12 protein-coding genes are annotated in these 11,982 nt (G+C 40.7%); 11 read left to right on the top strand and 1 reads right to left on the bottom strand.

All coding sequences use genetic code 11. The features are described 5' to 3' along the window. The coding region (locus L4C34_RS19420) for a helix-turn-helix domain-containing protein (protein ID WP_428790969.1) at positions 1-512 on the bottom strand (512 nt) is incomplete at its 3' end. A 174-nt stretch (positions 513-686) separates the two neighbouring features. On the opposite strand from L4C34_RS19420, the gene L4C34_RS19415 reads away from it, so the two are divergent. The 11 genes from L4C34_RS19415 to L4C34_RS19365 all read left to right on the top strand — a co-directional run bounded on the left by L4C34_RS19415 (position 687) and on the right by L4C34_RS19365 (position 11,980). Beyond that, positions 687-1,436, top strand: a complete 750-nt coding sequence (locus tag L4C34_RS19415; RefSeq protein ID WP_428790968.1) for an FkbM family methyltransferase — start codon at positions 687-689, stop codon at positions 1,434-1,436. A gap of 166 nt (positions 1,437-1,602) precedes the next feature. Further along, positions 1,603-2,985 carry a surface carbohydrate biosynthesis protein gene (locus tag L4C34_RS19410; protein ID WP_428790967.1) on the top strand — a complete coding sequence of 461 codons (1,383 nt, stop codon included), beginning with the start codon at positions 1,603-1,605 and terminating at the stop codon, positions 2,983-2,985. A 17-nt stretch (positions 2,986-3,002) separates the two neighbouring features. Further along, on the top strand, positions 3,003-3,677 hold the full coding sequence (locus tag L4C34_RS19405) for an FkbM family methyltransferase (protein ID WP_428790966.1): 675 nt from the start codon (positions 3,003-3,005) through the stop codon (positions 3,675-3,677). 7 nt (positions 3,678-3,684) lie between these two features. Beyond that, positions 3,685-4,536, top strand: a complete 852-nt coding sequence (locus tag L4C34_RS19400; RefSeq protein WP_428790965.1) for a hypothetical protein — start codon at positions 3,685-3,687, stop codon at positions 4,534-4,536. Positions 4,537-4,930: 394 nt separating this feature from the next. After that, positions 4,931-5,605 carry a hypothetical protein gene (locus tag L4C34_RS19395; protein WP_428790964.1) on the top strand — a complete coding sequence of 225 codons (675 nt, stop codon included), beginning with the start codon at positions 4,931-4,933 and terminating at the stop codon, positions 5,603-5,605. Between the two features lie 89 nt (positions 5,606-5,694). Next, positions 5,695-6,633 (top strand): glycosyltransferase family 2 protein, encoded by a 939-nt coding sequence (locus L4C34_RS19390; RefSeq protein WP_428790963.1) that lies wholly within the window; start codon positions 5,695-5,697, stop codon positions 6,631-6,633. A gap of 289 nt (positions 6,634-6,922) precedes the next feature. Then, on the top strand, positions 6,923-7,888 hold the full coding sequence (locus tag L4C34_RS19385) for a glycosyltransferase family 2 protein (RefSeq protein WP_428790962.1): 966 nt from the start codon (positions 6,923-6,925) through the stop codon (positions 7,886-7,888). Positions 7,889-8,018: 130 nt separating this feature from the next. Further along, on the top strand, positions 8,019-8,765 hold the full coding sequence (locus tag L4C34_RS19380) for a methyltransferase domain-containing protein (RefSeq protein ID WP_428790961.1): 747 nt from the start codon (positions 8,019-8,021) through the stop codon (positions 8,763-8,765). Continuing rightward, positions 8,762-9,763, top strand: a complete 1,002-nt coding sequence (locus L4C34_RS19375; RefSeq protein ID WP_428790960.1) for a glycosyltransferase family 2 protein — start codon at positions 8,762-8,764, stop codon at positions 9,761-9,763. Before L4C34_RS19380 ends, L4C34_RS19375 begins: the two co-directional genes overlap by 4 nt. Further along, on the top strand, positions 9,756-10,880 hold the full coding sequence (locus tag L4C34_RS19370) for a glycosyltransferase (RefSeq protein ID WP_428790959.1): 1,125 nt from the start codon (positions 9,756-9,758) through the stop codon (positions 10,878-10,880). Before L4C34_RS19375 ends, L4C34_RS19370 begins: the two co-directional genes overlap by 8 nt. Further along, the gene (locus tag L4C34_RS19365; protein ID WP_428790958.1) at positions 10,880-11,980 is read left to right on the top strand and encodes a glycosyltransferase family 4 protein; all 1,101 of its coding nucleotides are present in this window, start codon (positions 10,880-10,882) and stop codon (positions 11,978-11,980) included. Before L4C34_RS19370 ends, L4C34_RS19365 begins: the two co-directional genes overlap by 1 nt. The last annotated feature ends 2 nt before the right edge of the window (positions 11,981-11,982 follow it).

Raw genomic sequence — 11,982 nt, 5'->3', positions numbered from 1 at the left:
TCTAAGAACAAAATCGGGTCACTCGTCGCCCCTTTCAGCACATGGTAATGGTGAATGAAATCATGCTGTTTTTGCCCATCAACCTTACGGGGGATGCCTTTCGGTTTCTTATAGCTAAATCTGTTGTGATGAAGCCATTCGTTCATGCCGGATACGGTGTAATTGATATTAAATTCTACCTTTACGTAAGCAACAATTTGATGGGTGTGGTGATAGAGATGTGTTGAAAGATGCTCAATAAGCGCCATTGTCTGAGTAACCGAAAGGTGGCTAGTCGCCCCGCCATTTTCAGGCTTGAGCTTTTCTGATTGTTCGAAATCTTTGAGATGACGAAGCACCGTTGTTTCATGAATACGCAACGCTTGAGAGATCATCGAGCTACTCCAACCTTCTGAAGTAAGAAGTACCGCTTTGATACGGTCACGAACTCGACCGTCACGAGCGCTCTCATGCGTACGTTCAAGTTCTTTCTTTTTCTTATCAGTTAGCGTTATTTTCATGGGGCTTAGCATGATCTTTGTCTTTTAAAAAATCAAGCACCTTCAATGTTCACGGGTATATCGTTTATTGCTGAATTATAAGAAGAAAATACAAGTAAATACTTCTATGCTGAACACTAAATCACTAAATCACTAAATACAGGCTTGTCTTACCAAGTTATCGTTTTTACACGACTAGGAACCCCCATGATTAGACAAAATATAATACGTATCATAGGAAAGTCTTCTTTCCTAAAAAGAAAAATCTGGAACTTATTAGAAGCATCATACTTGGGATCTTATACAAAAGGTGGAGAAGGAGAGAGTGAGTTTTTACGTATTTTCTCTAAGTTTTGTGAGGAACCCACAGTAATTGATGTTGGGGCTAATATAGGAAAATGGTCTGAAAAGGTAAAAGAAATTATTCCAGAAAGCAAAATATATGCCATTGAACCTATTCCGAGCTTCTTTTCTCATATTAGTGAGAGTGCTGTGAAAAAAAAATATAACTTGGCTCTTTCGGATAAATGTTCTTTATTGAAAGTATACCAGGCTGGAGGAGGAGCTAAGCCATTTAAAAAGAATGTAAAGGGAAAGGAGTCTATCGAACATGAGATCCACAGCATTCCAGGTGACCAATTTGTCACCCAAAACATACCTTTCGCAATTGACTTAATTAAGATCGATACTGATGGTTTTGACTACGAAGTCATCTTGGGACTCAGCCAAACGATCGAGAGCCATCAACCAATTGTTCAATTTGAAGTGAGCCACTGGTGGTTAAAAATGGGGTATACCCTAACACAGGCTGAAAGGTTTTTTAAAAACCTAGGCTATGTATGCCGGGTTTTAACAGATAACGGGCTAGTAAATATTGGACCCACTGTCCCAAACTATTTATTCATAACAGCGAACATTGTAGCAATACCAGAAAACAAATTGGAAAAATTCACATAAGAAGTGCTACGAATATAACCCACAAGGAAATATAGAAAAATGACGAGCATAGTTATCCAACTTGAAGGCCATTGATGACCTAAACTTGATGTGCCTTTGTAGAGTACTTAGTAGCTAGTTGAACAGGAAGCTTCCGGTTTTGAAGCTATGCATAAGCGAACAAAATATGGATAAGAAAAAAGAAGTTTATATTCCTATCGAGATCAAACCAAGAGAATTGTTATCACAGGTTTATCTTGCTGGGGAGCTGTCAAAAAAAGGAGCTAGGGTCTTTATAGGTTCGAAATCCTCCATCGATCACTTGGTTTATGAAAAAGAAAATAATCAAGGTGTTTACCTTTATAAAGGTGGGGGGAGTAGTGTGGAAAAATTCAAAAATATCTCACAGCGAGTAACGTCAATAACTGTATTAGATCAGGAAGTAAGTCCTGCAGTAAGAAGCTATGACTATATTCGAATAAGATTCGTGGAAGGCAGCCTTAAATATGTATCAAGACTATATTATATTGGACTGCAAGCAAAAGAGGAGGCAATAAGACATTTTGAAGGCATTGATCCGGATATCGTTAAAGATTTCGGCTGGCCGCGCGTTGATTTATGGGCTCCCTCCAAGCGCTACATCTCATCTGACGAAATAAAAAAAATCCATAGCGAGTTTGGAGACGACTTTCTACTCTTTGCTTCAGACTTTGGTACTAATTCGCAAAGACTGCTGGAGGAGCGCTACCATCGTCTAGAACTTTTTGGGGCTAAAAAAACTAAGCATGACTTAGAATTTATGAGGGAAATGCAAAAAGGTGCTTACAAGAAGTTTCTTCAATTCGTTGATTTTTTGCATGAAATTGATTCAGATGATCGGATACCACCGATCATTGTCAGACCTCATCCTGGCGAAGATCACAAGGTATGGGAGGAGATGACATCCAACCTCACAAAAATTAAGGTAGTGTATAAAGGAGATATCACACCATGGCTGCTAGCTAGTAAGGGCCTGCTGCATAGAGGATGTACAACAGCGATTCAAGCGTCAATCTCCGAGGTAAATACGGGCTTTCTAGCAAACTATTCGGACGCGAATAGTAATTCGATCGTATCACAACTGTCTCCTAGCCTACACACTCTTGAAGAGGTAGCAATATGGGCTAACAGCGCTTCAAAAGCATCGAGCTACAGAGCTAATGAAGATATCTTTAAGGGGCATATAACTTTTCCTGAACGAGGTGCGACTGAAACCATAGCTGAAGACATAATGACCTTAACTGGCAATAGCGTTAGCCAATCTAATATCAAGGATAAATCAAATTTCAAGAAAGTATTGGTGAAACTCGTTGTTAACTTAAGGAGAATAAAAAACAAAAACAAAAACAAAAACAAAAACAAAAACAAAAATCCGCATGGATTAGCAAAATTGTCTAAATACAACAAGATGCAAGGTGGGATCGCATTTACAGAGATAAAAGAAAATTTGGATACGATGTATCCAAATGAGAAATTCGACGTGGTTCAGATAGCAAATGACTTATTCCTTGTCGAAATGAGTGGTCGATAGACATTAGGGTATAATGAATGTTTAAGATGAAAAGGTTGCGTAATGTTCTTGTGAGAATTGGTTTGTTAAAACAAACAAGTCATCCATTTCCAAATAAAGGGGGATGGTCAGGTCTACGTGTGCTGCCAAAGGTAGACAATCTTATCGATGTTGGTATTGGTCATCAGGGGTCCGAGGGGCTGTATAAGTTTTTCCCTGATTCAAGAAAGTTCTTTATCGACCCATTGATTGAAACAAAAGAAGCATTAACAAAACATCTTGAAAATCCAGAAAACACATTTTTTGAATGTGGTGTATCGGACAAAAAAGGGGTGTTAGAAATAAATGTTCGGGAGCCAATTAGTCAAAGTGGATTCAAGGAGTCTGAAAGCGATGGATCGAGGTCGATCGTAAAAAGGACTGTTAGAGTCGATACCTTGGATAATATTTTCCCTGTTGCAGACATGAATGGTACATGGGGTATAAAAATCGATGTAGAAGGGCATGAAAGCGAGGTTTTAAAAGGTGGGTGGGAGCTTATAAAGCACTGTACTTTCGTTATTGTCGAAGTCTCTATTGACGGAGGTAAATTTAGGGACTCTGCAAGCTTTGGCGATATAGTAACTTGCATGTTGGGCCTAGGTTTCGAAGTAGCCGCCCTTAGGGTTTCAGGTGACGGGACAGATCATTGCGATATCGCATTTGTTAGGTAGGAATATTATGGATAACAACAAGGGTGTTGTATACATTGCTTTTGGTCATCTTTATCTTACGATGGCTCTATTTTCGATCAGCACGCTTCGAAGGAAAAACAGAACACTCCCAGTAATGATCATAACAAATCTGGATGTTGAGTTTAAAAAATTAAGTTTTTGGTCTGACTCGCGGGATATTTCGAAAATCATCAACCTTGATACGAGAAAAAACAGAGAAATAAAAACCGACTTATACAAGTATGTTCCATATGATCGTGTAGCCTATATTGATGCCGACACATATATATTAAATGATTTAAATAATGCTTGGAAATTCCTAGATTATTTTGATATAGCATTAAAGCTTAATCCGACAAAACAGAAGAAAATAGGAAAGGGTGACCAATTGGTCATAGACTCGAGTACTTATGTAAGAGATGTGCCACATTTTAATAGTGGGGTTGTTTTCTTTAGAAAATCAGAAAAAGCGAAAAACTTTTTCACACTTTGGTCTAAATCCTTTTGTGAAGGAAATACGCCATATGATCAAGTAAGTTTGGTGGACTCAATATTTAAATGTGATGCGAGGGTTTTGCCTCTAACAGAAGATTGGAATTACTTTCCTGATAGGAAGTATTACGCAGGTAAAGTGAAATCACCTCATATCGTACACTACACCAATCGCATCTCTTACTCATTGGAAGTCGAACTTTTGAAAATTTCCAGTATTCTTGGTTTTGACGTTAGTCAAATTAGAAAGGAAATATATTTAAAGCGAATGGCCCGGCGAGAAAAGATCGGTTTGCGTAACTGGTTGCAATTACTGTTTTATTGGAGGTTTTTATCTAAGCATGAAGAAGGAAAATGGAATATCTAAATTTTTTGGAATATTTATAGATAGAGTGCGCTGCTTAAGGCACTAATGAGAAGCTAAGATTGTTGAAAACCTCGACCATTCTTAGTTTCGAGACCTTGGCTATATTCAACCCCAATAAAATCATGATCTTGTTGCATGGCTAGATGAAACCGTGGTGGTATTTCGGCTTAATGATAGCTTTAGTGTGCCTGCTTAAGATGGTGAATTAATATAGTGGAGCAATATGTTACGTTTTTTGGATATTTTTAATAGGCATGAGAATTGCGCTCATCAGAACGATGTTCCTTCTTACCTATGCGTCGATAACACTCCTCTTTTGGGTTTAAAAGCGCTAGGCTCCGGGGTTTTTAAACCCGCAATAACTAAGGCGGGTCGATTATCCCTTCAAGGAGAAATGCCTGATAATCGAAAGGTTAAAATTTATAGCGCCTTTAGTCGGCCCCAGATTGCTCTCCGTTTAGAACTTGAGAGTTTACAACTTGAGCAAGCAATATGTTTTCCAAAGGTTGTTTTGAGTGATAATTTCTTTTTAGTTGAAGAGTGGGTGGACGGCACCCCATTAAATGAGTTACCGGATGAAAAAGCTATGGAGTATGTTCCGCTAGTTGAAGCCTTTCTAAAGCATGTCCAAAGTGAACCATTGTTGGTCGCTTTAGCTGAAAAGTACACAGGGGCGTTTTGCTATTTAAATGACTACTTGATCTCAAGGCTTAACATTTGGGCACAATGGAACCCCGTCAAAGAGTTAATCGAAGAATGGCAACGTTCTGAAAACGCCGTTGTAGATTTGTTACCGAACTTTTTAAGTCACCCCGACTTATCGTTATCAAACCTTATCTTAGAGCACTCCACTGAGAAACTATATGTCATTGATAATGAGCTACTTGGAGTAGGGCAAAGCTGGGTTATTGATGGGAAGAACTCATTCTGTAAAGGTATATTTAAGAGTGATTCGCTGGATACGGCGAGCCAACGATTTGCAAATTTATCTTGGAAACTGCGCCTAGTTGGCTCAGCGTTGGACGCTGGCGATTTCAACCGAGCAGAAAGGTTGGCACGATTTAAGTAGATGGTGATATATAGATTGCTATATTAGTTTATGTTTACCGAAATGCCATTTCTGAACTTAATATGCCGAAATTCATATAGGGATTAATCATGAATAGCTTATTAACTGAAACCCCTTTAATTAGTATCGGTATAACTTGCTTTAATGCAGAGTCGACAATTCAGCGTGTCATAAAAAGCGCCTTAGCTCAGAACTGGCAAGAAGTTGAGATTATTGTTGTCGACGATTGCTCGACAGATCGTTCATGGGAGAAGCTTGCTTACCTTTCATCGGTTGACTCACGTGTAAAAGCGTTCCGTCACAGTATTAATAAAGGTTATCCTGCAGCTCTCAATACAATGTTGGAGCATGCTCGAGGTGAGTTTGTTGCTATCTTTGATGATGATGATGACAATCTTCCGGACCGCCTACAAATTCAGATTAAACGTATCGTCGATTACGAACAGAAATCGAAGGCTGAGTTGGTATTGTGCTACTCTAATCGAGATGTGGTTAAAGGTGGACAGACTGAGGTTGATCATGTGGCATTGGCCATTGGCAGATCCGCCCCCGAACCATATGGGCTAGAAGTAGCCGATTACGTTTTTGGGACACATGCCACACCAGGTAGAGTATGGGGTATGTTTGGCAGTTGCACGCTTATGGCGCGAAGAACTAGTTTTAAGACGATTGGACTGTTTGACGATAATTTTCGTCGTAGTGCTGAATTGGATTTTGCAGTCCGAGCTGCACTGCTTGGAACGCATTTTATCGCGGTTGATCAGGCGCTTATCACACAATACAAAACTTCTGGTTCTTACAAATCAGGCAGGATACCACTTAAATATGCTCTTTTACTGAGGGAAAAACATCGTAGTCTCCTTGACCAGCGTGGCCTTTATCAAGCTTCCCGGTTTATTGCACGCTCAAACTTTTATGGAAACAAACATCAGTACTTCCGAGGATATATTTATCGGGCTATTGCTTATATTTGTTCTATAGAGCTACTTTCAAAATTTATTCATCGTCGTCTCATATCTCGAAAATGACAAATAATTAAATTAATCCTCATAGTGTGTCTGGAACCGGTTGACTTTGAGAATCTGAGCAATTTTGGTATGTGAATGCCCATCTTGAAAGTGAGAAAGCGCCAGTAATCGAATTTTCATCTGTATCGATTTTTGATGACTTGCCAATTTTTTAAGTCGATTTCTTTTAGGTTGTCCATAATGACACTTCCGAGAATTGGAATACCCTAACTAGATTATGTTCTTACTTCAATTGGTATTATTTCTTATTCCATTAAGCATTTCGATGTAGAACTAAAGGTGATGAAAGGTGAATAATTCATTGGTTACAGTTGGTATAACAGCATTTAATTCAGAGAAGACTATTGAGGGATGTATTGTTAGTGCATTATCTCAATCCTGGAAACCACTTGAGGTTATAATTGTAGACGATTTCTCTAATGATGAAACGCTGGCAGAGATTGAACGTGTTTCGAAGGGTTTACCTAATGTAAGAATATTTAGAAACCGAAAGAATCTGGGTGTTGCCAATGCACGTAACCGTATTCTGACAGAAGCTAATGGAGAATTCATTGTTTTTTTTGACGATGATGATGTAAGTCTTCCAAATCGGATTTTCGAACAGTACAAGCGGACAACAGATTATGAAAAGCAGTTTGCCGATGGTGCTCCGGTAATCTGCCATACTGCCAGAACGGTCGTTTATCCAGATGGCGAAGAACGTCTAGAGCAGACAATGGGGCAGGTTAAGGGAAGGCAAGCTCCGTTTGGTCCTGCTGTGGCTCGTCGAGTGTTATTAGGTGAGCCATTGAGGGATGGTTATGGTTCCTGCCCCACATGTAGCCAAATGGGCCGACTATCTACTTATAATCTCATTGGTGGATTTGATCCATCAATGAGACGTAGTGAAGATACTGATTTTAATATTCGACTAGCGTTAGCTGGTGGTCACTTTGTTGGTATAGGTGAGCCTCTGGTTGTTCAAACGATGACTAACACAAGTGATAAAAGCCTTAGTGACGAATATTTCTACGGGCACATGATTATGAAAAAGCATAGGTCCGTAATGGGGTCTGAAGTGCAATACAAATTTGCCATTAAATGGCTGGAATTGAAACATAGGTGGTTAGAGCGGAAACGATTTATATTTGGCTTAATTTTATTAAAGCTTGTATTGAATCACCCTGCCTTAACATTGCGACGTTTATATTGTGCCTTGCCAAATATAGGGTTAAATAATGCATTTAGTCGCTTTCATTTCAGGAAAATCGATTAACAATCAAAATTAATAAAGGGTCGACAGCGATATGATATGGAGATTTAAGCTTATTGCCAAGCTGATTATGGCTCGGATTCCAGTGCCTTATTCTTTGTGGCGAGCTATGAGCCTTTTTCGGCATGGACGCATGGATTCTACAGATTACCCTATCAAAATATTTAATCTGCATTTGAAACGTGCGTTTCCTAGAGGATTAACCTCCAATGCTGTAATTCTCGAACTTGGACCCGGTGACAGTCTCGCTTCAGCCCTACTAGGATATGCAAGCGGAGCTTCACTAACCTATCTTGTAGATGTAGGCAGTTTCGCTCGAAAAGATGTCGCTTTCTACCAAACCCTTGCCAAGGATATTGGCAACAGAGGGCTGCATGCTCCTGACCTCTCTGAATCGATGTCTTTAAAGGATTTTCTGCAATCCAGCAATGCAAGGTATTTGACTGATGGCCTGTTGGGGCTACGTACTATTCCGTCAGACAGTGTCGACTTTATCTGGTCACACTCTGTACTCGAACACGTTCGAAAGGATGAATTAGTTCCTGTATTAGGTGAACTGCAACGTATTTTAAAACCTAGTGGTCTATCTTCCCACAATATTGACTATCAGGATCACTTGAATTTCTCTTTGAACAATCTTAGATTCTCCGAAAAGTTATGGGAGTCAGATTTTTTTACTAAATCGAGGTTTTACACAAATAGAGTGCCGGCAATTAGACTGCATAGAATGTTTGAGGAAGTCGGTTTTGATATTGTCAGGCAAGAGTTCGGAAAATGGCCGAAGCTTCCCATTCCAAGGGGATCACTACATCGTGATTTTCAAACTTTAACTGATGACGAGTTGTGCAATCGTACTTCTCATGTGCTTCTAAAGATATGACCTACTCAAACATCCATAGTAATTCGACACTTGAGGAAAGTTCACCTTTTCCTCGCATAACCATTGGTATTACCTGCTATAACGCCGCACACAGTATTCAACGAGCGCTGCACTCGGCTCTTGACCAAAATTGGCCTGACTTTGAAGTAGTGGTGGTTGATGACGCCTCATCAGATACTTCCTGTCTGTTAATTGAGCAGGTTTCTGACGGAGATAGTCGTATTCGACCTGTTTATCATCAGGTGAACTTAGGTGCGGCAGCGGCCCGTAATAGTATTTTAGAGGCGGCATCCGGTGAGTTCATTGCGTTCTTCGACGATGACGATGTCAGTACACCAGATCGTTTGCAATTGCAGTATGAACGAATCGTTTCCTATGAGCAGACAGCATCTACACAGTTAATCGCTTGCTATGCCTCTGGAGAAAGAATGTATCCTAATGGCTACGTCATGCCATTGCGGGCAGTTGGTGCTGATGGTCAACCACCGATAGGTTCTGCAATGGCCGACTACTTGCTATTTTACAAGCGTGAGCCCGGCATTTTTTACGGGGCTGGAACTCCTACCTGTTCCCTGATGGCTCGCACTTCCGTATTCCAAGAAATAGGTGGATTTGACACAGCTATGCGGCGACAGGAGGATATCGATTTCGCCATTCGCCTGAGCTTTAAAGAAGGTCATTTTATTGGAATCTCAGAGGAAGTGCTTATGCAGCATGCTACATATGGTAGCGAAAAAAATGCCTTGGTCGAATTTGAGAGCTTTCTTCGCTTGTTGGATAAGAATAAAGACTATCTGTTTTCCACTGATAGCTATTGCTACATGAAGTTGTGGTCAGAGATGCGCTACCGGCATTTTTCCGGACAAGATGGGCAAGCTTTGCTAATACTAACAAAGTTACTATTGTCTTCCCCTTGGCGTACTACTCAGCACTTCCTCGGCTCTGCCACCCGCCGTTTTCTCCATGAACGAAGCATAGGTGCTCCATCGCATGACTGAGCAACCATCCATTCTTTTTGTTTGTCGCAACTTCCACCAGATGGCTGGTGGAATAGAACGCATGGCAACGCTACTAATGAACCAAATGATCAAGCGCGGTTTTCGTGTTGGATTAATTACATGGGATCCGGCCAATGCGGAAGCCCACTACGCACTTGATGGTACGGTTGACTGGATGACGCTGAACCTTGGCAGTCCCTTAGGTAAAGCAACATGGAGCCTCAGGTTACGTCGACAGGTTAGATTGAGACGATTGGCGAAAAAGTTTAAGCCAGATGTAGTCATTGCTTTCCAAGTCGGAACTTTTCTTGCTGCACGTACGGCGATGCTGGGGTTAGGTATTCCAATGATTGCGGCAGAAAGAAATTCACCCGACCTGTTTAATTTCGTAACGGGTGGTGACAAGCTACGCTGGAGAGCTGATATAGCCTTACGTATGGCTGATTGCGTAACCGTGCAACTAGATAATTATCGTGAGAAATACTCGCCAAAATTAAGAGACAGAATTGTAGTTATTTCTAACCCTGTACAGGGACTTGATAAACCAGCCTTTCCGAACGAGGATATAGATCCGCCAAAACGAATTCTTCATGTTGGACGCCTTTCATACCAAAAAAACCAGCTTTTTCTAATCAGAGCTTTTTCCTTGATTACTGATGTAAATTCGGATTGGATTTTGACGTTAGTAGGAGAAGGGGAAAAACGCACTGAAGTTGAGCTGCTCATCAATGAATTAGGGCTTGACGAACAAGTTGAACTTATTGGTGCAGTAACCGATGTAGATGACTGGTATAGTAAAAGTGCTTTCCTCGCTTTTCCTTCATTGTGGGAAGGCTTTCCGAACGCTTTGGTTGAGGCCTTTCGGCAGGGATTACCTGCTGTGGGCCTTGAACAGACAGCAGGTGTAAACGAATTGCTGCAGCATAAGAAGTCGGGGCTTTTGACTGCTTACGATGAACCCTCTTTTGCTGCGGCTATGCAGACTTTAATTGATGATCTGGAGTTTCGTCAAATGGCAGGCCGTAAAGCTCAGACCGCAACACTGAGCTACGAGCCTGAGGCAATATTCGAACAGTGGAAAACGCTCTTTTCTAAATTGGGAGAAAAGCCCCGTTGATGAAACTTTTATTTGCTATCAAACATCTTTCTTCTGCTTCTGGAGGTGCTGAGCGGGTTCTGTGTACTGTCTGTTCTGACCTAGCAGAGCGTGGGCATAATGTTTCTATAGTCACCTTGGATACTCCTGGTGGTCAGCCGTTCTATCATCTAGATGCCCGTGTAAAGCTTATTGATTTGGCTATTGGCGATGCTGCTCAACCGACTGGTGTTTTCGAAGCAATCAAACGCATGAAAGCACTACGTCATATCGTTGTCACGGAGAAACCTGATGTCGCGGTGGGCTTTATGCACTCGATGTTTATACCGTTAGCTTTTTCTCTCGTAGGGACGGGGATTTCCACTCTAGGTAGTGAACATATTGTGCCAGAACATTATCAGAAACGTCGTTTTCAATTTTTATTATTATCTCTTTCTGCACGTTTGTTAAAAAAAATTACGGTGTTATCCGAGTCGATAAGATCTTCTTATCCAGCTACGGTAAAAAATAAAATGGTGGTGGTACCGAATCCTATCGAAAAACCTACAAGGCTAACAAAAAAAGCAGTTAGAGATAGTACTCATACGATTTTGAATGTCGGACGGCTAAATCGCCAGAAGGATCAAGCGACACTGATCAAAGCTTTCGCGAAGATTACTGAAGATTTCCCGCAGTGGCACTTAAAAATTTTTGGAGAAGGTCCATTACGGGAGGAGTTAGAACGCCTCATCGAAGTATTTGGCCTTCAAAGTAAAGTAACTTTACCAGGTGTTACTTCGGCGATTGATGTCGAATATCAATTGGCAGATATTTTTGTTATTTCATCTTCCTACGAAGCTTTTGGTCTTGCTACAGCTGAGGCTATGTCACACGGGTTACCCGTTATCGGTTTTGCCGATTGCCCCGGTACAAATGAATTGATTCAAAATGATGTCACTGGCCTTTTAGTTGATCCTCCAAATGATAGAGTTCAAGCACTAGCTTCTACATTGTCAGATTTAATCAAAAATAGAGCATTACAGGAAAAGCTTTCTAAGGCCGGTCAACAGGAAATAGAGAAACGTTTTTCGACAGAACAGGTTTGTGAACAATGGGAAGACTTGCTGTTCAAGTCTACGTAAAA

The organism is Vibrio profundum, from assembly GCF_050337555.1.
GTDB lineage: Bacteria > Pseudomonadota > Gammaproteobacteria > Enterobacterales > Vibrionaceae > Vibrio > Vibrio profundum.
Note: the sequence above shows the minus strand (reverse complement) of the source record. Positions and strands in the feature narration are given on the sequence as shown.